Source organism: Caballeronia sp. LZ034LL, assembly GCF_031451215.1.
Lineage (GTDB): Bacteria > Pseudomonadota > Gammaproteobacteria > Burkholderiales > Burkholderiaceae > Caballeronia.
On the sequence record NZ_JARUXR010000003.1, the window covers coordinates 869,369 to 891,934 of the forward strand.

Sequence of the window (22,566 nt, forward strand, 5' to 3'; positions counted from 1 at the left end):
ATTTGACCGGTTGGGATTTACAGATCGACGCGTTCGCGCGGTTCGCGCATCGGGCAGCCGTTGCGCTCGCCGCGAAAGTCCGACGACACCTCGTACGACATCCGCCGCGCACGCATCACGCCGCCCAGCGGCCGATGCGCCGCCACGCCATGCCACGGACTGAAGGCCATGCCGTCGTCGATGCCGCGCTCGCGCTCCGGGTTCCAGGTGCTCTGCGGCGCCACGCGAATGCGCGCCACCGTCACATAGGGACTCTCGTCTTCCGGCCATTGCACCGACGCATCCTCGATGGGCATCTTCCCGATGTCGGTCGCCAGTTGCACGCGCACTTCCCATTCGGCGCCGTTCGCCACGAAGAAATCGCTGACGGCTTCGCGCAGGCCATCGGGGCGGTCCTTCAGATCGACGGGGGCGTCGGTCAGCGCCGTCAGTTCCGGCGATACGGGCGCGACGCTCACCTTGCCAAAGTACCGGCCATGGAGAAGCGGCACGGCTGTATAGAAGGTCTCGCCCAGAATGTGCGTTTCGGGATGACCGCCCAGGCTCTTGATCATGCCGCTCTCGCCGCCCAGCTTTTCGATCAGCGCTTCCGTGCCGCGCAGCATCGCCGACAGCGCCTTCTTGCCGCCCGGCATCTTGTCGGTGGTCTTTGCGAGCAGCTTGAGATTCGAGAGGAATTTCTTCGGCGTCGCAGCTGTGAAGGCCGGCGCGTTGATCATCACCAGATCCTGCGTGCGATCGCCTTCGCTGCCCGGCAAGCGCTCGCCCTCGACACCAATGATCTTCACGGCAAGTCCGCGCGGCGTCGAGACGTTGTCGTCGAGCACGTCGCCCGGATTCGTCGACAGACGCAGCACCACGGGAAAGCTTGCAGGCTGCGCGAAGATGCCTTGCGCGAGTTCAGGCGGCAGGCCGGCGTTCACCTGCATTTCGCCGGTCAGCAGGCCGTGGCTTTTCGCATGCACGCTGCGGATCGCATGCCCCGAGTCGGAATAGGTCTTCTCGGTGATGCTGCGCATCGTTTCCGCGAGTTCCCTCGTGGTCTCGGCTTCGTCGTCGGGGATGTGTTCGAACGCGGGATCGAACGGCAGCGCGGGGTTGGGCATGGCAGCTCCGGTCTGTGGGTGTTGTGAACAACACCCAGCAACCCCTGTGCCGTCGCGCGTAGACAGGTCAGGATGCGCCGCTCACCACGCTCCGGCAAACGCCAGCACCGCGCGATTGAACGCGCCAGGGCTGGCAACATTCATCCCATGCGATGCCCGCGCGATCGTCTGGCGCTCGGCGAACGCAATCCACTCCGTCAGCTTCTCGACGTTGTTGCGGAACATGCGCGGGCTCTTCTCGCCGTCGATCAGCAGCGTGCGGCACTTGATGTCGCGCGCCAGGTCCCGCGTGTAGGCGGGCAGCGGATCGCGGAACTGCTTCGGCAGCGTCAGCGCGTTGTCGAGCGCCATGCGGCGGAAGCTCTCCGTGCTCTTCTTCCAGAAGCCCGGCATGCTCACCGAATCGACGAACAACTCCAGGCCGCGGTCGAATTCGCCTTGTTCGATCAACTCGGCCACGCGCGCGCGCAGCGCATTCGTGGCGGGCGGCAGCGCGGCCGGTGCGGCAGGTGCGGCAGGTGCGGCAGGTGCGGCCGTTGCCGAATGCGACTTCGTTTCCAGTTCCAGCGGACCGCCCGGATCGGCCAGCGTGAGCGTCTTCACGAGGCGCGGATACTCGCGCGCCAGATGAAACGCAATCGCGCCGCCGCGCGAATGCCCGACGAGATGGACGGGCGCCAGCTCCAGCGTCTCGATGAACGCAGCCATTTCCGCCACATGCGCTTCCCAGCCGAACTCGCCCTGCACGAAGGCATCGACGGCCGGCCAGTAATGCGACAGGCTCGGCACGATCACGCGGAACTGCTTCGCGAGCGGCAGGACTTGCGCCTCCCAGTACCGGTAATCGCACAGCGATCCGTGGATGAGCACCATCGGCTCGCCTTCCCCGCACTCGATATACGGCACGGAAATCCCGGACGCGGTCGTGGCGAACGACGGTTCAGGCAGGCCTTGCACGGCGGTGAGGACGGAAAGATCGGTACGGGCGTTCATGGATAGGCTCCTTGACTGCATCATGCGCCCCGCTCAGGTAAAAGAAAAACGCATAATCTTGATAGAATCGTTCAGATTTTCTGATACCAAGCCTGCCCGACCATGAAAGCACTCGACCTCGATGTCCTTGCGATGATCGTCGCCGTGGCCGATACCGGCAACATCAGCCGGGCGGCGGAACTCGTGCATCGTTCGCAATCGGCGGTGAGCATGCAGATCAAGACGCTGGAAACCGCGCTCGGCAAGCCGCTGTTCGTGCGCAAGCCGCGCAGCGTCGTACCCACGCAGGACGGCGAGGTGCTGCTCACCTACGCGCGCCGCATGATCGCGCTGCGCGACGAAGCATGGGCGGCCGTCGTGCGGCCGGACGTGACGGGCCGCGTGGTGATCGGCGTGCCGGACGATTACGCGTCGTCGCTGTTTCCGCCCATTCTGAAGAAATTTTCCGCCACCTATCCGAAGGTCGAGATCCAGGTGGTCGGCCTGCCGAGCGTCGCGCTCGCGCCGATGGTGAAGGACGGTTCGGTGGATCTCGTCTGCGCGACGCGGGTCAAGGGGCTGTCGGGCGACTTCGTGCGTCACGAGCCGATGGTCTGGGCCGCCGCGCCCGGCGCGACAGATATCTGGAAGGAGCGGCCGCTGCCCATCGCGGTGTTCCTGCCGGGCAGCGTCGCGCGGGAGAACGCGATCCGCAGCCTGGAGCACGCGCGCATCGGCTATCGCACGTCGTATGAAAGTCCGAGCCTGCTCGGTCTGCTGACGATGGCCGAAGCCGGCCTCGCCGTCACGCCGCTCGCGAAATGCGCGGTGCCCGCCCATTTCACGCTGCTCGGGCCGCCGCAAGGTTTGCCGGATATCGGCACGCTGGAAGTGGTGCTGGCGAGAAGCGCGGCGTCGAGACGACCGCCGTGCGACTTTCTCGCCGAACGCATCATGGCCGACTTGCGGCGCTGATCCGCGCTTCTATCGCTTGCATGCGCTTCGTGCTCCAGCTGCGCAGCGCGCCGTCCGATACCACCATCGGCAGCGACGCCGCGATGATGCGATAGACATCGTTGCGGCGCACCTTCGAGATGCGCGCGGGATCGAGCCACACGTCGTTCTCCGCGAGCAGCACCAGCGTATCGAGGCCGATCATGATCGGCCACAGGCAGGCCAGCCGCAAACGCACGGCGCCCGGCGCAATGGCCAGCGTGTAATTGACGGCGTCCTGATACAACGCCAGCGAAGTGCGCAACAGCTCGAACAGCACGGGCCGGGCGCGCAAGGACGCCTGCGGGTCCAGCAGATCATGCGGCGCGAGGCCATGACGCGCGAGCATCGTTTCAGGCAGATAGCAGCGTCCGATGCGCAGATCGCGCGCGCAATCGCGCAGCACGTTGGTCATCTGCAAGGCCTTGCCGAAGCGCACGCCGAGCGCCAGCATGGTGTCGAGCGGCGCCTGAAGCTTGCCTGGCTGATGCGCCGCCGTCATGCGCGTCCAGAATTCACCCACGCACCCCGCGACCAGATACGTATAGCGGTCCAGTTCGTCGAATTCCTTCAGCGCGGCGATCTGTCCGGACGTCTCGTCGGGAAAGGTGCGCAGGTCGAACTCCATGCCGGTGCTGAGCGTCGTCACGATGTCGCGCACCGCCGCGCCGTCCCGCGCATCCAGTTGCGGCAGGATCGCGAGCGCCGCGCCAAGCGCTTCCAGCAACGCGCGCTCGTCCGGCTGCGCCTGCTGCTGCGCCACTTCGCCGGCAATCCGCGCGAGCGCGCCGTCATCGGCGGCGCCGTTCACCTGCGCGCGCAACGACAGCAAGAGTTCGAGGCGGCGTTGCGGCGAGATCAACGAGGTATCGGCGATGGTGTCGGCCGCGCGCGCCAGCAGATACGCGAGCCCGATGGGATCGCGCATGCCGGCGGGCAGGATGCGCAGCGTCAGGTAGAACGAGCGCGACACACTCTTGAGTAGCGGACCGAGCAGGACGGTCCGTGATGAAGTGTTCATGACTTAGACACGGAAGAGACTGGCGAGCGGCGCGATGCAAGCGCGCTGCGGCATTGTAGCGGTCGTCGGCAGAATCGGACTCTCCGCATGGGGCGCGTCTTGGGCCGAATTGAGAAAACGCGAGCCAGTCAGGCAACGCTTGCGTGCGAATGACATGTGCCGGCCGATGATCATCCCACTGACGACGGCCATCCTTCTCTGCGATCAAAGTGCGACTCGAAGGCGAAGGAATATGCCGATCACAAAAGGATGTTTCGGTCCGGGTTTCCCACCTGCCTGATAACGCGGGATAAGCCCGTTAAAATGTTTTTGTTGAATATACGGAGATCTTTGTTTCGTTTCTTTGCCCAAAAAAAGTTGTCACTAATTCTCGCCAGCCTGGCACGAATTTTTGGCCCATAGATCGGCAAAGAGCCCGCGGGTATTGACGCGTCTACAACCCAGAGTAATTCGCCTTCGTTCCATTCCGATGGATGGATCGGGCGCCCTACCCTGAAAGCCTTATCAGCTACTTCGGGTGTTAGCAAGGCCCACATGAAGTATCCGACAGGCTCCCCATTCATAAAGAATATTTCAATCTGCTCGTGCGCAATCGCCTGCTCTGCCCAAACAGCTAGTCCGAAAATTTTATGCGTTCGATGAGAAGCGTTTAAAGCCATCACATGAGCTACACAGCCTAATCTCTCGTAGCGGCGTCTTATTTCTTCATTTGAGAAAGTCATATCAAGACAGGGGCGTGCAAGCCTCCAACCACGGCTCCCCCAACACTTCCACCGCCTGCGATCAACAGGAGTTCTTCGTCGGACAAATCAGCCAGGAAGTCTGATATATCCAGAACGCTTTCACGATTACGGACTGCGTGGCGAGTATCTTTTATAAGAATTTTCATCGATTATTCCTTCACGCAGATAACTCTTTGCGTTGCAAAAAGAAGCAAAACGGCCGCCACTGCATTCACAATGGACCTTTGCACTTGATTCACGATCAGATACACACCCAATTTTTGCAGCACAAAATCAACTGCAATATAGAAAATCGCGACCAGCAAAATTGAGAACAGAGTTCGTAAAATCTTTTTCTGCATGAGTAACGAACATTGAAAGCTCAGGATCTCGTCCATAGGAATATCCGAGAGCGCACCACCATGACAGCAATGCTAGCACCCCCAAATCTCGTTCATTAGCTCTTTGTTATAATTGCCCGCGTTTTCAGAATTATCAACAAAGGTGGGTAAGAAACGAATCAGTCCGATCAGCAATGGCGGCTAAATCGTTTCACATCCCCTAAAGAATCGCGCCAAGGAAAGCACCAATCCAAGATACGCTCGTCGGAGCGGAGTGAAAGAGGCCCATAGTCGGGCCTTGCACACTAACGAGGAAACACGCGTGAGTAATTCGCGTGGAGGGGAGAGCGGCTATGACCGCTTCAGCGAACGCGATGAGCCGAACTCAAAGATGGCGGAACCACTTCGAAGTCATCGTGCCAGTCAAGCACGCGTGCCGGCGACCTCGTTTCAATTCCGAGGAACACCGCCCGCATGCTTGTGCGTTACAGGAACGTTGAGTCGCGCCTCAGGGAGGTCTCCTGCGTCAAGTCAATACCGGCTCCGCCTGCCCTCCCTCCTCGCCCATCAACTCCGGCATCAACGCCCACACCTCCGCGCGCAGATACTGCTCGAAGTCCTTGCGCACTTCGGGATGCTGCAACGCGAACTGGATCGTCGCCTTGAGATAGCCGAGCTTGCTACCGCAGTCGAAACGCGTGCCGAAATAGCGATACGCAAGCACCTGTTCCTCACCGAGCAGCGCGCCGATGGCGTCGGTCAGCTGAATCTCGCCGCCGGCGTTGGGCCGTGTCTCGCGCAGATGCCGGAAGATGCTCGGCATCAGCACATAGCGTCCGACCACGCCGAGATTCGACGGCGCGAGCGCCGGCTGCGGCTTCTCGACGATGCCCGACATCTTGATGACATCCTCTTCCCACTCGCGCCCTTCGATCACGCCATACGAAGCGCTGTCCTCGCGCGCGATGCGTTCCACGCCGATCACCGAGCTGTGATAGTGATCGAAGACATCGACCAGCTGCTTCATCACCGGCTGCGGCGCGTGCAGCAAATCATCGGCGAGCATCACAGCGAACGGCTGCTCGCCGACGAGCCGTTCCGCGCACAACACCGCATGACCGAGACCCAGCGCGGACGGCTGGCGCACGTAGAAGCAATCGACGTTTGCGGGCTTGATGCTGCGCACGACGTCGAGCAGGGCTGCCTTGTTGCGCGCCTCGAGTTCGGCTTCGAGTTCATAGGACTTGTCGAAGTGATCTTCGATGGCGCGCTTGCCGCGGCCGGTGACGAAAATCATCTCCGTGATCCCTGCGGCAACGGCCTCTTCCACCGCGTACTGAATCAGCGGCTTGTCGACCACTGGCAGCATTTCCTTGGGACTGGCCTTGGTCGCCGGCAAGAAACGCGTGCCGAGTCCCGCGACAGGAAATACGGCCTTGGTCACCTTGAGCATGAGTCTTTCCTCCAGATCGAAACCCGTGATTGAGATGTCCCCGGACCGGGCGGTCCGTTGCTGCGCCCGGGCGTCGCTTATTCCGCGTCGTCCATCTGAGGCGCCGGGACGCGATTCGAGCCGCGCTTGCGCAACGGGCTCAGGGGGTCGTTGCGCAGTGCGTCTCGATAGGCCGAGGCGGCCACCAGCACGAGCAGCACCGCCACGCCGGCAATCGCATGCATATCCATGATCCGCATCCATTCGACGTTAGACAGGCATCGACCGTAACAGAAAAAAATCGATAAAAAATGAGCGCCCGTGCCGCGAATTATTTCGTTATTCGTGCCATTTCTGCTGCCCTAAGATCGACGCATTCCTTCTCGCGCGACCTTCCACTCCATGAGCGATTCCTCCCTCTTCGCGCCTGCCGCCGCGCGTCACGAAGGCCTCCTGTCCGACAGCCAGGATGTCGCCATCGACGCATGGCGCGGTGCCGCGGCGCTGCTCGTTGCGTACTTTCATTGCCGGCAGGTGACGTGGATCGGCATGCAGCAATTCCATCGCAGCCTGCATGGCTTCGACGCGAATGCGCTCATCAGCTACCTGACCTTTCCGATTGCCTGGGGTTCGGCGGGCGTGCCGGTGTTCTTCGTCATCAGCGGCTATTGCATCCATCGCGCGATGGCCCGCAAGCTGATTGCCGACCCGCTCGCTTCGTTCGATAGCCGCAACTTCCTGCTGCGTCGCTTCGTGCGCATCTATCCCGTGCTGATCGCCGCGCTGCTGCTGACGCTCGCGCTCGATGCGCTGAGCAGCACGTTCCTGCCCGTCAGTCACAAGATCAATCCCTTCGACCTGCATGCGTTTTTCGTCAATCTGTTTTCGTTGCAGGGCATCGCGGGCAAAACCTTCGGCTCGAACGGCGCGCTCTGGACGCTTTCAGTAGAGGTGCAGTTCTATCTCGTGTATCCGCTGTTGATCGCGCTGCGGCGGCGCATCGGCATGAATGGCGTGATGGCGGGCGTCGGGGTCATCAACGTGATGTCGGCGCTGGTCTTCGAGCCGCGCGATATTGTCGTGTTCACGTCCTACTGGTTCGCGTGGATGCTCGGCGCGTGGATCGCGGAAGCGAAAGCGCGCGGAGTCGAAGCGCGGCCGCGCATGGGACTGCTGGCCGGCGCGCTCGCGCTGGCCGGATGCGGCGCGTTCAGCCTCGCACAATATGCGGCGTTCCAGTTGTGGGCGTTCGCCTTCGCCGTCTACCTGCACGCCGCGCTCGACACGCCGATGCGCGCATCGCCCGTCGTCCGCTTCCTGTCCTGGCTGGGCACGTTCAGCTTCTCGCTGTATGTCGTGCATCTGCCCATTTTCGTGCTGCTGGGATCGGTGCTGTTCAGGTCCGTGCTGCAGACCGACATCTGGGCTTCGTTCGGCTTTACCGCCGTTGCGGTATGCGTGGCGCTGGTCTTCCATGCCGCCGTGGAGAAGCCTGCGATGGCGTGGTCAGCCGCGCTGCGGCGCACGCGCCGCAGCCGCTGACTCAACCGCGTTTGCGCGAACGCTCCGCTACATCGACGAGAATCTTCTCCACGCTCTCGACATAGCGCTCGGTGCCGAAGCGGCGCGTCGCATTCTCGTAACCCTGCTCGACAAGACGGTCACGCAACGGCTGGTTCTTTCTCAGACGGTCGAGAATGCGCGCCAGCTCGGCGGCGTCGCCGGGCGAACAGAGAATGCCGTTCTCGCCGTCCTCGACGATATCCATCACGCCGCCCGCCCGCGTCGCCACGACGGGCCGTTTCGACAGCATCCCTTCGATGATCACGCGCCCGAACGGCTCGGCCATGATCGAGGTATGCGTGACCACGTCCACCGCTTTCATGCAGGCTGCGATATCGTCCTGGAAGCCCAGGAAATGCACGCGGTCCTGCAAGCCATGCTCGTCCACATAGGCGCGCAATTCGGCTTCATAGGCGTCTTCGCCGAACAAGGCCGCGCCGACCAGCAACGCATGCATGTCCGGCGACTCCAGCAGCGCCTCCAGCAGAACGTGCTGACCCTTCCAACGCGCGAGCCGGCTGAAGCAGCCGACCAGGAAGGCATCGCGCGGCAAGCCGAAACGCGCACGCAGTTCGTGTTGCGCGACGGCTTCGATATCCGTGAACGGTTCGGCCGAGATGCCGTTGAACACGACATCGAGCCGTTCCTCGCGCAGCCGCGTCAGCGCCGTGACGGCGGCGGCCGAAGCGGTCGAATTGGCGATCACGTGTTCCAGCATCAGCTTGGTGCACCACTTGATGACCGCTAGTTGCGTGCGGCCAAAATGTTCCTCGCTGACGATGTCGCGCAGATGCCAGACCACCGGCCTTCGCGAGATCAGCCCTGCAATCGCGCCGATGACCATCGCGCGCTGCGTGTTCACGTAGATCACGTCGGCGTTGCGCGAGCGTTCCAGCGTGCCGCGCAACAGCTTCAGCATGCCGCCCAGCATGTTCATCCCGGGGCGCGCCTTGCCGTCCTTGCGCATGCCGTCGAGCGACTTGCCGTCGAGCACGTCCACTTTCACGCCGACCGCTTCCAGCGCAATCCGGAACGGGCCGTCGTCGAACAGGACGGTCTGCACGTCGCCGCGCATGTTCTTCACGACTTCGAGCATCGATAATTCGGCGCCGCCCAGCGCCCCGCTCTGATCGACGGCCAGCACTTTCAAGCCCGCTTGTTGCGTCTCGTCGATGGCCGGCGGCTCGGGCGCTTCCTCCACCGGCAGCGGCGGCAGCACGAATTGCGGCGCGATCCGCGAGATATGCGCATGCAGCGCCTCGCGGAAGCGTCCGTTCGAGAAACGCTCGGCGTTCGCGCGGCAATCGGCGGGATTGAAGGTGAGCGCGCCGCTGTCGAAGGCATCGACGGCGTCGATGATCGCCTGCGGCGTCTGGCTGTTGAAGAACAGGCCGGTGGGCCGCTCGTGCGAGGCATCAAGCACGGTTTCCAGCGCGCCGCCCTTGCCGTACGCGATCACCGGCGTGCCGCACGCCTGCGCTTCCACCACCGAGATCCCGAAGTCCTCTTCGGCTGCGAACACGAAGGCTTTTGCGCGGCGCATCCGGTCATGCAGCACGGCGAACGGCTGATAGCCCATGATCTCCACATTGGCGGTCGCCTTGGTGCGGATCTTCGCCATGTCGGGGCCTTCGCCGATCACGACCAGCTTGCGCCCGGGCATGCGCGCGAACGCTTCCACGATGAGATCGATTTTCTTGTACGGCACCATGCGCGAGGCGGTCAGATAAAAATCTTCTTTCTGCTCGCACACTTCGAACGAGGCCACATCCACCGGCGGAAAAATGACCTTGGACGTGCGCCGATACACCTTGTGAATCCGCCGCGCAATGAAATCCGAATTGGCGATGAAGTGATTCACCGAATTCGACGTGCGGATATCCCAGTTGCGCATGTAATGCAGGATCAGCCGCGCGAACAGCGACTTCGCGCCCGCGGTCAGATTGGATTGCTTGAGGTATTGGTGCTGCAGGTCCCACGCATAGCGGATCGGAGAATGCACGTAGCTCACATGCACCTGATCGGGTCCGGTCAGCACGCCTTTCGCCACGGCGTGGCTGCTGGAAATGACGAGGTCGTATCCGGAGAGGTCGAGCTGTTCGATCGCGAGCGGCATCAGCGGGAGATACGCGCGGTAGCGCGTCCGGGCGAACGGCAGCTTCTGGATGAACGACGTCGCTGCCTGCTTGCCGCGCAGGAAAGAGCGGTCTTCGAGAAAGTCCACGACGCTGAAGATATCTGCGTCCGGAAAGCACGCGATGATCTGTTCCAGCACGCGCTCCGCTCCGGCATACGTGACGAGCCAGTCATGCACGATCGCCACGCGGGGCAGGCCCGGCTGGCGTGTCACGGCGCGCGGTTGCGGCGCGAGGCCGTCATCGCGCAGAAAGTGACGTGTCTTTGCGCGTCCGACAAACGGGTCTTCGAATTCGGTGCTCATGCGTCACGCCTCGCTTTCAGAGGTGAAGGGGTCCTGCCGATGAACTTGCCCGCCAGGGTCAGCGCCAGCGCACGCAGCGATGGACGTGTCGCCACGGACCATGCTGCGTTGACGAAGGCGAAGAGCGCCGCTGCCGTGACGGCCTGGAAGGGATGCGCCATTGCATCGATTGCGCTGCCGACGGCAAGCGCGGCGAGCAGAAACGCGAGATGCGCGAGCATGTCGAGCGCGATGGGCCGCGCGCGAATCCGCGACATCCAGAGCAGGACCGCATAGTCCGCGAGCGCGCGCACCGCGACCACGCTTGCGGCGCCCACCGGCCCGTATCGTTCGATGCCGAACCAGAGCAAGCCGACGAAGAACGGCAATTGCGCCAGTCCCGCGCGCGCGGCCTTGGCGGGATCGACCTGTGACTGAATCAGGATGCGCGTCACGCCCGCCTGTCCGACGAGCCACACGGCGATCACGAGAATGCGGCCCACCGGCGCGCTTTCGACGGCAAGGTCCGCGCCGATCCACAGATGCAGGAAGGGTTCGAGCACCAGCATCGCGAACAGCGCGAGCGGTGTGAACACGCCGTTCAGGAACGTGAGCGACGTCGCGGCCATGCCGTTCGCATCGCTTCGATCGATGGCCGAGAGTCGCGGGAACAGCGTGCGCACCATGGCGTTGGGCAGCATGTTCAGGCGCGTGACGAGGTTTTGCGGCACCGTGTAATACGTGACGAAGCGCGCGCCGAGATGCGCGCCGAGCAGAACGCGGTCGAGCGAATCGGTGAGCATCGTGGTGATTGACGACACGAGCATCCAGCCGCCGAAGCGGAACAGGCCGCCCGCGACCTGGCGCGTCGGCCATTCGATGCGGCGGATATCGAGCAGCCTGAAACTCGCGCGGGCGAGCAGCAGCGCCGCAAGCAGACGCGCGACGACGGCGGCCGCGATCACCGTTTGCAGGTTCGGCGCGATCCACCACGCCGCGCCCAGCGGCAAGAGCTGAAACAGGAAGGTGCCGAAAGTCTGGTTCGCGTTATAGACGCCGAAGCGTTCCATCGCGTTGATGGCGCCCGCGAAGACCCAGGAGACGTTCGCAAGCGGTATGGCGAGCGCGAGCCACGGCAACGCGCGATACACCTCCTGCTGCAAGGCCGGCGCGGAGTGCGCGACATAGGCCGTGTAGGCGAAGGCGCCGGTGTAGATCGCGAGGCCGCCGAGTACGCCGGTCGCGAAGTTGAGCCATACCGCGCTCCAGAACACGCGCGTGCGCTGCGCGACATCGCCGGCCGCCTGCGCCTTCGCGATCTGATGTTGCGCGGCCATGCTCATGCCGAGATCGAGAATGCTGAAATAGCCGATCAGCGTCCACACGAGACTGATCACGCCATAGCGTTCGACGCCCACGAGCCGGATATACGCGGGGACCGTCGCGAGCGACACGAAGGTCGGCAGGATCAACCCGATGAAGTTGATTCCCACATTCCGCACCATGCTTCTTTCCATTCTTCGTTCCTCACGCGTTCAGCTTGACGGGGTCCAGCGGTACATCGTCACCTTGCCGCGCGCATCCTCTTCGACGAACACGAGGTATTCGCCGTTGCCGCGCCGGTGTGCGCTGATGCCGTTGGGCACGTCCACCCAGCCGGACGCCCGGCCCACTTCCGGCCCGGGCCGGATGACGCCCGCTTCCTTGCCGGAGTCCTTGTCGTACACATGCACCTCGCCTACCGGCTCCACCGCGAACACGTATTGCCCTTCCACCGTTACGCCGATCACGGTTGCCAGCGGCTTCGCCTGCGTGTCCCACGGCAGGTCGATCGCATAGCGCAGGCGCGGTCCGTTCGACCAGTTGTCGTAGCGCACCAGACGACGGCCCACTTCCTTCCAGTAACGGCGGTCGAAGGGTGCGTCGGCTGTGTAGCCGGTGAGGTACATCGTGTCGGTCGCGGCGTCGTACACCGCGCGGCGCAATTCCGTGAAGGGCGCCGGCACCGGATAGCTCTGCATGCGCGCGTAGTCGTAGATGGGATTGCCGTGCGCATCGAGGCCGCCGAAGCGGATGCGGTGAATGCCCTTCACGTCGTTGGTGCGCCAGATGTCGCCCTTCGTATCGACCCACCAGCCCCATCCGCCGGTGATGCGCGCGGTGCCCGGATTGCGCTGGAATTCGCCAGCTTCGAAGCGGCCATCGCCGTCGAGATCGCGCCAGATCCATTCGCCGCCTTCCGGCCGGTTCGGCACGTTCTGCACCGGACGCGGCCGCCCGGCGATGAAGCCCGAAGGAATCGCCAGTTCGCCGTCGCGTTTCGCGTCGAAGCGATAGATCTTCAGGTGATCCGCGTACATGTCCGTCAGGTACAGGAAGGTGCGGCCTTCGAGCCGGCGCGCGATCGGCAGGCCGGGCCATTGATCGACGTGAAACACCGGATCGTCGGGATATTTGAAGCGGCCCGACAGGAAACCCGCGTAACGCCACTCCTGTCCCGGCGGCTTCGACAGATCCAGCTCGAAGCGCTTGTTGCCCGTGTACACGCTGTCGGGCCGGGCGGGATCGATCCACGCACCATCGACGAACAGCAAGCCCTGCATCTGCCAGCGCAATGCACCGGCCGGGGAATAGCTTTCGAGCGTCGCGCCGAGACCCGCGCCGATGCTGCCGTCACGCGGACCGATGCCGTTGCCCGACACATACACGTTGCCCGATGCATCCACGCCCACGCCCGTCAGGCCGTTGAAGCGCTGCGGTCCCGGCTTGCCGGGCACGCCTGAAAAAATGCCGCCGCGTTCGCCGAGCGCGCCGGTTTCGCGATACGTGCCGCCCTGCTTCGAAAAAAACATTACTTGCTGACGCGGGCCGTTATCCGCGACGAGCAGACGGCCCTGACGGTCGAGCGCGATATCGACGGCGATCGTCTCGTCGGCGAGGTGCGGTGCATCGTCGAGCAACGCGCCGGACGCACTGAAGTGCGCGATGCGCGGATGCGCGCCAAGACTCTCGACGATGCCCCACAGCGAGCCGTCCTGCGCCAGCGCCATGCGTCCCGGCTGCGGCGCGTTCCATTGCGACCTGGGTTGCATGGAGCGCGCGTCGTAGCGCTCGATACGATCCCGCGCCGTATTGGCCACATACAAGAGCGCATCGTTCGCCGCGAGGCCGCCGATGTCGCCCCGCGCGGCATCGTCCGTGGTGTCGTCGATCTTCAGGAAGCTGCGCGCGAGCGTCGCGGCCGGGTCCTTGCTGCTCACGAGCGCTTTGTCCGAATCGGGCGCGCCATCGAAGGGCATGGCGCGTTTCGGGTCGTCGATGTCACGCCGCGACACGCCAATCCAGTGCCGCCCCGCAGGCGGCCACACGCCCGACCTGACGAGCCGTCCCTTTTCATTGCCGACGCCCACCGCGACGAACACCCTGTGCGCATTCACGGCCACCGCGTTGCCGCCGGATGCGCCCCAGCCATGCGTGCCGCCCGCGTACGAGAGCATCTTGCCGTCGCGATACACGCTCGCTTCGGCGCCGCTTTCGTCCCACGGCGAATTGGTGAATACGCGGCCGTCGGGCGCAACGGCAATCGCGGTGATGTTGATCTGCGTCCAGGTGCCGTCGCCGAAACCGGAGGTATTGCCGATCCACGACGTCCTGGCGTCGAGCACGCGCGGCGCCGCGCCCGCCGCATGCGATCCCGCCCATGCCGACGCGATGCAGAGGACCGTGCAGATCAGTTTCGACGAAACAATGCGCGGCAATCTACCCTCCCTGAGCACGGCCCGGACGACCCGTTTCGACGACTGGAGGTTAGAGGCCAAATAAAGCTAAAAAAACGAAAATATTGTCCGCACGATGAGACCTTCTTTTATCCCTCCCGCCTAATGCCACGTTCAAAAAAAGAACTCGCGCAATTAAAAAAACGCGCCCGCCGAAAATGAAAATCCCGCGGATATTTTTTCGATTTCTTTTCCCTAGAATCGGCTCATGACATCTTCAGGAGCGGAACTCATGGCCTCGCAGCTCAAAGCGATCATCACCGGCGTGTCAGGACAGGACGGCGCGTATCTCGCCAAGCTCCTGCTCGACAAGGGATACGAAGTGGTCGGCACGTATCGCCGCACGAGTTCGGTGAATTTCTGGCGCATCGCTGAACTCGGTATCGACCGTCATCCGAAACTGAGCCTCGTCGAACACGATCTGACCGATCTCGGCTCCAACCTGCGGCTGCTCGAAACGGCCGAGGCCAGCGAGCTGTATAACCTCGCCGCGCAGAGCTTCGTCGGCGTGTCCTTCGATCAGCCGTCGACGACAGCGGGCGTCACCGGTCTCGGCGCGCTCAATCTGCTGGAAGCGATCCGCGTGATCGATCCGAAGATCCGTTATTACCAGGCCTCCACGTCGGAGATGTTCGGCAAGGTGCAGGCCATTCCCCAATGCGAGGAGACGCCGTTTTATCCGCGCAGCCCGTATGGCGTCGCCAAGCTGTTCGCGCACTGGACCACCATCAACTACCGCGAGTCGTATGGCATCTTCGGTTGCAGCGGCATTCTGTTCAATCATGAGTCGCCGTTGCGCGGCCGCGAGTTCGTGACCCGCAAGATCACCGATACCGTCGCGAAGATCCGCCTCGGCAAGGAAGAACTGCTCGAACTCGGCAATCTCGATGCGAAGCGCGACTGGGGCTTCGCGGCCGAATATGTCGAGGGCATGTGGCGGATGTTGCAGGCCAGCGACCCCGATACCTATGTGCTCGCGACCAACCGTACCGAGACCGTGCGCGACTTCGTGCGCATGGCGTTCGGCGCGGCGGGCTATCAGCTGGAGTGGGCGGGCAAGGGCGAACGCGAACGCGGCATCGATGTCGCCACGGGCCGCACGCTGGTGCGGGTGAATCCGAAGTTCTATCGCCCGGCTGAAGTGGACCTGCTGATCGGCAGCGCGGACAAGGCGCGCGAGAAGCTCGGCTGGCAGCCGAAGACTACGCTGGAGGAACTGTGCAGGATGATGACCGAGGCGGATCTGAAGCGCAACGAAACCCAGCCCGGCTTCTGACGCGCCATGGCAAGACGCGCACTCATCACCGGCCTCAACGGCTTCACCGGCCGGCACATGGCCGCCGTCCTGACGCAGTCGGGCTACGACGTCTGGGGCACGGTCACGTCCTCTCCGGAAGACGACGTGCCGAACGCTGTCGGCATCCCCGTCGATCTGCTCGACATGGAGGCGCTCAAGTCCTTCGTCGCCGATGCCCGTCCGGATGTTGTCGTGCATCTGGCCGCCGCCGCCCATGTCACGGCCAATGCGCCGGGCAAGACGTATATGGTGAACATCGTCGGCACGCGCAACCTGCTTGCCGCGCTCAGCACGCTCGACAAGAAACCACGCGCCGTGTTGCTCGCGAGCACCGCGAACGTGTACGGCAATGCGGCCGTCGAGACCATCGACGAAGAGGTGTCGATCCAGCCCGCCAATGACTACGCCGTCAGCAAGCTGGCGATGGAGCACGCGGCCCGGCTCTGGCTCGACCGTTTGCCGCTGGTCTTCGTCAGGCCGTTCAACTACACGGGCGTCGGGCAAAGCGAGGACTATGTGCTGCCAAAGATCGTCGGGCATCATGCACGGCGGGAGGCGCGCATCTCGCTCGGCAATCTCCACGTGAGCCGCGATTTCTCGGATGTGCGGGATGTCGTCGCGACTTACGCGAAGCTGCTCGACGCCGCGCCCGCCGGCCAGACCTTCAACGTCTGCTCGGGCCGCAGCCATTCGCTCGGCGAGATGTTGCAGATGCTCGCGCGCATCGCGGGCTATGAGATCGACGTGTTCGTCGATCCGCGCTTCATGCGGCGCAATGAGATTGCGCGGCTGGTCGGCTCGAATCGCAGGCTGCGGCAGGTGATCGGCCAGGTGCCGCATACGCCCATTCATGACACGCTCGAATGGATGTACGACTCGATGAGCGCACAAGTCGCGGCTTAATCGGTGCTTCAGACTTCAGGCCGGCCTTTCGCGAGGCCGGCCTGAAGCACATCAGTGCATCGGTCCTTCCTCAATTGCTTCCTCATAAACCGCTGCCACACGCTTCGCGATCACCGAGCGGTCGAAGTGCTCCCACGCATAGCGCCGGCACGCGGCTTCGTCCGGCAGGTCGAGCGTGCCGTCAAAGGCGGCGATCAGGCCGTCCGCAATCGCATCGACGCCCGTGGACGCCAGCACCAGATCCTCCGACAGCCCGCGTACCGCTTCCGGCAAACCGCCCACCGGCGTCACCAGCACCGGCGTTCCCGAAGCCAGCGACTCCACCGTAATCAGCCCGAAGCCTTCGAGCGCCACCGTCGGCACGATACTGAGGTCCGCCGCGCGATACAGCGAAGCCAGCTGCTCGTCGGGAACGAAGCCGAGCAGGCGGACGTTGTCGTCGAGACCGGCGGCATCGATGCGGGCCTGCAACTCTTCCGCAAGGCGCCCCTTGCCCGCGATCAGCAGCAGCACGTCGGGCACCTTCTGCTTGACGCGCGTGATGGCGTCGATCAGCGATTCGAGCCCCATGCGCCGCACCAGCCGCCGCACGGCGAGCACAATCGGCCGCCCCGCCGGCAACTGCAACTTCCTGCGCGCTTCCGAGCGGCTCAGCTTCTGGTCGAACTGCGCGACGTCGACACAACCGGGCACCACGCGGATGCGTTCTTCCGGCACGCCGTAGCGCGCGCTCAGGATCTGCCCGAACGCTTCCGAGAGCACGATCAGCCGCGACGAACGCGCATACACGCGCCGCTCCAGCATCAGCTTCGCGCGCTGACCGAGGGTATCCGCGCCTTCGACATGACTCTCGTCGGCCCACGGCCCCTGGAAGTGCGAGACCTGCGCGATGCCGCGCGTCACGTCGAGGCCGGGAAACGTGTACAGCGCAAAGTGCGACGAGACGACGTCGGGCCGCTCCATATCGAGGCTGGCGCGCAGGGCGCTGCGTGCGTTCATCAAACGACGCGGCAGCGACTGCGCGGCGGGACCGAAACCACGGATGGCGCCGCCCGAATCGACCGCCACGCGCGGCGAGCCGGCCACGACGCCGCGCACCTCGACGCCCGCCGCCGGCAGCGCGCCGACCAGCGTGTAGTACATGCGGTCGAGGCCGCCCGCGCGCTCCGGAAACCAGTGCATGCCGATTTGCAGGGACTTGATGGATGGGGTGCTCATGGCTGTTTCCTGTTCGGGTTGATGTCAGACGCGCGATTGCGCGGAAGCCGCGTTCAGCGACGTCACGGTGTCGTTGCGTTCATGCCGCGCAAAGCTGCGATAGAGATCGAGATAACGCCGCGCCATGCGCGCCCAGTTGAAGTCCGCCGCCAGGACACGCGCCGCCGCGCCCATGCGCACGCAGCGTTCGCGCGACGCCGCCAGTTCGCCGATGGCGCCCGCCAGCGCGACGGCGTCGTCGGGATCGGCGAGCACGATGCCGCAGTCCTCGCCGATGATCTCCGCCCCGCCCGCCGTGCGCGCCGTGATGACCGGCAGGCCGGCGGCGAGCGCTTCCAGCAGCGAAAGGCTCATCGCTTCATAGCGCGACGGGAACACGAAGGCATCGACGGAATGCATCAGCGTCGGCATGTTCCTGACGAGCCCGAGAAAATGCACGCGGTCCCCAATGCCGAGCGCGCGCGCCTGCTCCGGATAAGGACTGCCCGCCAGATACCCCGCGACGACCAACTGCACATGCGGCGGCAGCGACACCAGCGCGTGCAGCACGGTTTGCAGGTTCTTGCGCGGCGTGCGCAGGTCGCCGACGAACAGCAGCAGGAACGCGTCGTCCTTCAGGTTGAACGCCGCGCGTTCGGCAGAGGCCGCCGCGAAGGCTTGCGTGTCCACGCCGTTGTAGACCACCTGCACGCGCTGGCTCTCGATGCCGCCCGCGCGGATCTCGTCCGCCACCTTCTCCGACACCGCCGCGATCACCCGCGAACGCCGGTACGCCCAGCCTTCGAGCCAGGCATTCAGGCGGCTGTAGATCACCTGATACGCCGACCACGCGCCGCCGCGCAGGCGGAACGGGTAATACGGGCTGCGGGTCCAGCCGCCGTGCACGAAATGCGCGGTGTTGACCTCCGCGCGCGCCCAGGTGATGAAGCCGTTCACGTGCAGCACGTCGTAGGCATCGCGATGCGCGCGCAGCCACAGTGCGCTCTTGATCGCGAAGACCTGTTGCTTGACGAGGCGCGTCGGCCAGAAACGCCCGGCGATCACCGGCACCCAGCGCAGCCGCGCGTGATCGAGCAATTCGGGCGCGACGTGCGATGCCACGAGAATCACCTCGTGCCCCTCGGCCAGCGCCGCGCGCGCGATTTCGTAGTTGACGCGGCCCTGGCCGTCGTTATGCCGCACCACGTGGGTGACGATCGCGATTCTCATTGGCTAGCCTTTGATGTTGAAAGAAGAGAGATTCGCGGCGGCGCACGAGCTTCGCATGATGGCGCGCGGCGATGATCGCAAACAGGCTCGTGAACAACAGCGATCCGCCGGTGCTGACGAAAGTGTTGGCGAACAGCAGGATGCCGATCATCGAAAAGGCCAGGCTCAGCGCGGCTTGCGCGAACTTGTCGTCGCGCAGCGAGAACGACGCACGCCACGCCCGCACCAGCAACAGCGTCACGCCCGCCATGTAGAGCAGGCCGCCCGGCCAGCCCAGCACGAAGGGCACGTTCATCACGCCGCTGTCGAAGCTGCCGTACTTGCCGAGATCGCCGTTGGCGCTCGCCAGCTTCGTCGACGTGCCGGTGGCGCCGAAGCCCTCGCCCGTGACATCGGTGAAGGCGGTCACCATGAAGTTCGTGTAGAACTCGTTGCGCGCGGCGTAGCTGCTGTCGTTGCTCAGGTTGGTCATGGTCTGGAGGCGTGTGCCGAGCTTGTCCGCCACCGGCCCGATGGTCAGCAGCGGCACCGACAGCCCGACCAGCACCACCGCGCCGAGCACGATGCGCAGCCGCACGCGGTTGCTCGCCTTGAGCAGTTGAAGCAGCATCGCGATGATCCAGCCGCCCCATGCCGAGCGCACCATCGACAGGGCAAAGGAGACAAAGCCGAGCGCGCCCGCCAGCCAGCGCGCGCATTGCGTGCCGGCCATCACGAAGGTCAGCCCCGCCATCACGACGAGCGCGAACGGGCCGGACGAGTTCATCGTGCTGAAGACGCGCACGCCGAGCGGCACCGGTTCGCCTTGCGAGGCCATCTGCGAGCCGATCATCCACATGGCGTCCCAGGCCGGCATGATGAAGAACTGCACGATGCCGTAGGCGCCCATCAGCAGCAGGCCGTAGACGAAGGTATCCAGCAGCACCTTGCGGTACTTCGGATACTCGTGTGCGTTCACCATGATGTGAAAGCCGATGAGCACCGGATACAGCCAGTTCGCGAGGTCGTAGGTGGCCGCCATCGGGCCGCTGGACGCCACGCCGATCAGGTAGGCATACGCGATGCCGAGCAGCATCAGCAGCATCGGCAGGCCGCGCCGCTGGGCCAGCACCTTGTACTGGCGCAACAGCGTGAGACCGCAGATCATCGTGACGACGAGCGGTGCGATCTGGATCAGGCTCGTCGGCGTGAACGAGCCGCGGCTCCAGTCCGCAAGACGCCGCACTTCCGGGCTCAGGAACCAGACCCACCACATGAAGCCGATGTACCGCGCCGGGCTGCGGAAGTAGAGGTAGAGCGCCGCGAACGTCGCCAGCAGCGGAAACGCCAGAGTCAGCACCGTACCCTGGCGCGCCAGCACCAGCAGCGCAGTCAGCCCCCAGACGACCGCCTGCGCGGTCCATTCGGGCGGACCCTTGCGCGCCCGGCGCACGGTCTTGACCCGGCCGGCGAGGTCCCGCGACATGGGAGGCAGCGGCGCGGCGTTCATCTCGTCAGCTCGCGCGGCGCGAATACCGCCTGTCCGTTCGGCGCGGCATCGCTCGTGCCCTGCGCGTGTTCCAGCGCCGCGCGCGTCAGCCGCACATGCTGGAGCGCGAACTCGCGGGTCGTGTAGTCGCGGGCGATGAAATGGCGCATGGCGGCCTGCGCCCGCGCCAGCGCGAGCGCGGGATTGCCGCGCAGTTCGTCGAGCGCGCGGCGCAGCGCCGCCGCATCGTGCGCGGGCACGTAGGACACGTGTCCGGTGCCGAAGTAATCGCGCAGACCGCCCACATCCGTGACGATCACCGGCTTGCCGAGCGCGACGGCTTCGAGCAGCACCGTCAGCCCCGAAGCATGCGTGTTCGCGCGCAAGGGCACGACGATCACATCGGCCCAGTCGTACAGTTCGCGCGCCGCATTCAGCCCGATGGCCGGCGCAATGCACACGTTGTCCGCATGCAGCGAGGCCGGCACGCGACGGCGCGTCGCGATGCGCACGTCATAACGCGCATCGTCGCGCAGCGCCGTGGCGAGCGTGCGCCAGTCGCGGTCGCGGTCATTGCCGATCGCTCCGACCCGCAACGGAGTGTGCGGCGTCCATGCGCGCGGCTCGGCGAGCGCGAAGTCCTGCAGGTTCAGGCCGTAGAAGACCTGCGCCGCCTCGCGGCCGAAGTACTCGCGCACCAGCGCGGCATTCACGCTGGAATGCGTGGTGAGGATATCGGCGCGCGCAATCAGCTTGCGAACCACCCAGCGGCGCACCGCGCCATAGCCGGGCCATTTGTCGAGCAGCCAGATCGATTGCGCGAGCAACAGCGGCCTGCCCTGCGCGCGGCCCTTGAGCAGCAGCAACAGCGCGGCGGACAGATATTCCTGTTCGGTGTGCGTCCATACGGCGTCGCAGGCGAGTATGGCCTCGCGGTTGCGCCACGTATGAATCAAATCGAAGCCGAGCGCGGCCTTCAACGCGCGGCGCAGGAAGCGCATCGGCTTGCGTTCGTCGGCGTCGCGCGAGTAGGTCAGCGTGAATTCCGCCGACTCCGCATGGTGATAGCCATACAGGCAGCCGATGTTGTCGCCCTGCCGATACCGCGCCGGATCAGCGCCATGGAAGAGATGCACATGCACGTTCGTCATAGTGTCCTCGCAGCGGGAAGCGCAGGCGTGTCCGACGTACGCGCGCGGCGGGCCTCGCAGCGCGCCTCGCGGGCGCCGCTGCGCACCGCTCGCCAGCGCCGCCATGCATGGGCCACGCCGCCGCGCGTCGCGAGCAGCGCCTGCGCCATGCCCGGATAAACCTTCGTGCCGACCAGCGCATACCACCACCACGCCAGTTCGCGATGACCCGGATCGAGCTGCTCGCTCAGGATCAGATGGAAGTTGTAGGCGGCATCGCTCAGTGCGCCGAGGGTCTGGGCGTCGCGCCGGTCGTCGTCGAAACGTTCAGCGGGAAAGTGATCCACCGCAACCAGCGGGTCATAGCGCACGGTCCAGCCCGCGCGCCGTACGCTCATGCTGAACGCCATGTCGTTGTGAACCTGGGCGCCCGCGCCGCGCAAGCGCGTATCGAAACGCAGCGCGCCCACCGCCGCGCGCCGGTAGCTCATGTTCGCGCCCTTCAGCATGCGCACGTCCCGCTCCGGTCCCACGCCGAGGTGATGGTTGCCGACGATCCGGCCCGTGCGGCGCACCACGCCTACTTCATGCCGCGCGCCGTCCAGCACGCGGCCCTTCTCATGAACCCAGTCGCGCCCGCCGAGCGCACCGAGGCGCTGGTCCTCTTCGAACGCGCCGGCGATACGCGCGATCCAGTCGGGATGCGGCGCGGCGTCGTCATCGGTGATCGCGACGATCTCGCCTTGCGCCGACTCCAGCCCGCGATTGAGCGCCGCCACCTGACCGCCCGCGCCGGTCTCGATCACGCGCAACGTGAAGCCTTGCGCGCCCTTCAGTTCGATCGCCAGACGCCGCGCCGTCGCCTCGTCTTCAGGACGCGCGATCACCAGCACTTCCTCCGGCAGGCGCGTCTGCGCCCGCAGCGCCGCGAGGCAGCGCTTCAGGTCCGCCGGCCTGCGATAGGTCGGCACCACCACCGAGACGCTCAAGCTCATG

The 22,566-nt window shown here is 64.6% G+C and carries 20 protein-coding genes; 4 read left to right on the plus strand and 16 right to left on the minus strand.

Annotation, left to right across the window (positions count from 1 at the left end; translation table 11 throughout):
- Positions 1 to 17: 17 nt before the first annotated feature.
- Both QCE83_RS25070 and QCE83_RS25075 read right to left on the minus strand, forming a co-directional pair.
- Entirely contained in the window at positions 18 to 1,106 is a 1,089-nt protein-coding gene (locus QCE83_RS25070; protein ID WP_309817747.1) for a catalase family protein, read from the minus strand.
- A gap of 81 nt (positions 1,107 to 1,187) precedes the next feature.
- Positions 1,188 to 2,099 carry an alpha/beta hydrolase gene (locus QCE83_RS25075; protein WP_309817749.1) on the minus strand — a complete coding sequence of 304 codons (912 nt, stop codon included), beginning with the start codon at positions 2,097 to 2,099 and terminating at the stop codon, positions 1,188 to 1,190.
- A 102-nt stretch (positions 2,100 to 2,201) separates the two neighbouring features.
- Here QCE83_RS25075 and QCE83_RS25080 point away from each other — a divergent pair, with 102 nt between their 5' ends.
- Positions 2,202 to 3,053 (plus strand): LysR family transcriptional regulator, encoded by an 852-nt coding sequence (locus QCE83_RS25080; RefSeq protein ID WP_309817753.1) that lies wholly within the window; start codon positions 2,202 to 2,204, stop codon positions 3,051 to 3,053.
- Here QCE83_RS25080 and QCE83_RS25085 read toward each other — a convergent pair.
- The 6 genes from QCE83_RS25085 to QCE83_RS25105 all read right to left on the minus strand — a co-directional run bounded on the left by QCE83_RS25085 (position 3,031) and on the right by QCE83_RS25105 (position 6,838).
- The gene (locus QCE83_RS25085; protein WP_309817757.1) at positions 3,031 to 4,092 is read right to left on the minus strand and encodes a phytoene/squalene synthase family protein; all 1,062 of its coding nucleotides are present in this window, start codon (positions 4,090 to 4,092) and stop codon (positions 3,031 to 3,033) included. The genes QCE83_RS25080 and QCE83_RS25085 overlap by 23 nt on opposite strands.
- Positions 4,093 to 4,331: 239 nt before the next feature.
- Entirely contained in the window at positions 4,332 to 4,814 is a 483-nt protein-coding gene (locus QCE83_RS35170) for a toxin-activating lysine-acyltransferase (protein ID WP_404985528.1), read from the minus strand.
- Positions 4,811 to 4,981, minus strand: a complete 171-nt coding sequence (locus QCE83_RS25090) for a hypothetical protein (protein WP_309817759.1) — start codon at positions 4,979 to 4,981, stop codon at positions 4,811 to 4,813. The genes QCE83_RS35170 and QCE83_RS25090 overlap by 4 nt, the downstream gene beginning before the upstream one ends.
- Before the next feature lie 3 nt (positions 4,982 to 4,984).
- Positions 4,985 to 5,212: a hypothetical protein gene (locus QCE83_RS25095; RefSeq protein ID WP_309817762.1), complete on the minus strand. Its 228-nt coding sequence runs from the start codon at positions 5,210 to 5,212 to the stop codon at positions 4,985 to 4,987.
- Positions 5,213 to 5,681: 469 nt separating this feature from the next.
- Positions 5,682 to 6,608: a UTP--glucose-1-phosphate uridylyltransferase GalU gene (galU, locus tag QCE83_RS25100; protein ID WP_309817765.1), complete on the minus strand. Its 927-nt coding sequence runs from the start codon at positions 6,606 to 6,608 to the stop codon at positions 5,682 to 5,684.
- Positions 6,609 to 6,685: 77 nt separating this feature from the next.
- A complete protein-coding gene (locus QCE83_RS25105) occupies positions 6,686 to 6,838 on the minus strand; it encodes a hypothetical protein (RefSeq protein ID WP_309817768.1) in 153 nt (50 codons plus the stop codon).
- A 151-nt stretch (positions 6,839 to 6,989) separates the two neighbouring features.
- Here QCE83_RS25105 and QCE83_RS25110 point away from each other — a divergent pair, with 151 nt between their 5' ends.
- Positions 6,990 to 8,129, plus strand: a complete 1,140-nt coding sequence (locus QCE83_RS25110; RefSeq protein ID WP_309817770.1) for an acyltransferase — start codon at positions 6,990 to 6,992, stop codon at positions 8,127 to 8,129.
- A 1-nt stretch (position 8,130) separates the two neighbouring features.
- On the opposite strand, the gene QCE83_RS25115 is transcribed toward QCE83_RS25110, so the two are convergent.
- The 3 genes from QCE83_RS25115 to QCE83_RS25125 are packed head-to-tail and all read right to left on the minus strand — an operon-like array spanning position 8,131 to position 14,327.
- A complete protein-coding gene (locus QCE83_RS25115) occupies positions 8,131 to 10,590 on the minus strand; it encodes a glycosyltransferase family 4 protein (RefSeq protein ID WP_309817774.1) in 2,460 nt (819 codons plus the stop codon).
- On the minus strand, positions 10,587 to 12,074 hold the full coding sequence (locus tag QCE83_RS25120; protein ID WP_404985532.1) for an oligosaccharide flippase family protein: 1,488 nt from the start codon (positions 12,072 to 12,074) through the stop codon (positions 10,587 to 10,589). The genes QCE83_RS25115 and QCE83_RS25120 overlap by 4 nt, the downstream gene beginning before the upstream one ends.
- Positions 12,075 to 12,104: 30 nt before the next feature.
- Positions 12,105 to 14,327: a hypothetical protein gene (locus QCE83_RS25125; protein WP_404985534.1), complete on the minus strand. Its 2,223-nt coding sequence runs from the start codon at positions 14,325 to 14,327 to the stop codon at positions 12,105 to 12,107.
- 250 nt (positions 14,328 to 14,577) lie between these two features.
- Here QCE83_RS25125 and gmd point away from each other — a divergent pair, with 250 nt between their 5' ends.
- Together gmd and QCE83_RS25135 are read left to right on the plus strand one after the other, a co-directional pair.
- Positions 14,578 to 15,621, plus strand: coding sequence for a GDP-mannose 4,6-dehydratase (gmd, locus tag QCE83_RS25130; RefSeq protein ID WP_309817780.1), 1,044 nt, complete (start codon positions 14,578 to 14,580; stop codon positions 15,619 to 15,621).
- Between the two features lie 6 nt (positions 15,622 to 15,627).
- Complete coding sequence (locus tag QCE83_RS25135; protein ID WP_309817783.1) at positions 15,628 to 16,545, plus strand: GDP-mannose 4,6-dehydratase; 918 nt, start codon at positions 15,628 to 15,630, stop codon at positions 16,543 to 16,545.
- Positions 16,546 to 16,596: 51 nt separating this feature from the next.
- Here QCE83_RS25135 and QCE83_RS25140 read toward each other — a convergent pair whose 3' ends face one another.
- From QCE83_RS25140 to QCE83_RS25160, 5 genes are read right to left on the minus strand one after another with little or no spacing between them, the layout of a single operon-like run.
- Positions 16,597 to 17,763, minus strand: a complete 1,167-nt coding sequence (locus QCE83_RS25140) for a glycosyltransferase family 4 protein (protein WP_309817786.1) — start codon at positions 17,761 to 17,763, stop codon at positions 16,597 to 16,599.
- Positions 17,764 to 17,787: 24 nt separating this feature from the next.
- A complete protein-coding gene (locus QCE83_RS25145; protein WP_309817789.1) occupies positions 17,788 to 18,972 on the minus strand; it encodes a glycosyltransferase family 4 protein in 1,185 nt (394 codons plus the stop codon).
- Positions 18,935 to 20,461 (minus strand): glucose-6-phosphate isomerase, encoded by a 1,527-nt coding sequence (locus QCE83_RS25150; RefSeq protein ID WP_309817792.1) that lies wholly within the window; start codon positions 20,459 to 20,461, stop codon positions 18,935 to 18,937. Before QCE83_RS25150 ends, QCE83_RS25145 begins: the two co-directional genes overlap by 38 nt.
- Entirely contained in the window at positions 20,458 to 21,591 is a 1,134-nt protein-coding gene (locus tag QCE83_RS25155; RefSeq protein WP_309817795.1) for a glycosyltransferase, read from the minus strand. Before QCE83_RS25155 ends, QCE83_RS25150 begins: the two co-directional genes overlap by 4 nt.
- On the minus strand, positions 21,588 to 22,559 hold the full coding sequence (locus tag QCE83_RS25160) for a glycosyltransferase family A protein (RefSeq protein WP_309818746.1): 972 nt from the start codon (positions 22,557 to 22,559) through the stop codon (positions 21,588 to 21,590). The genes QCE83_RS25155 and QCE83_RS25160 overlap by 4 nt, the downstream gene beginning before the upstream one ends.
- Positions 22,560 to 22,566 lie beyond the last annotated feature (7 nt).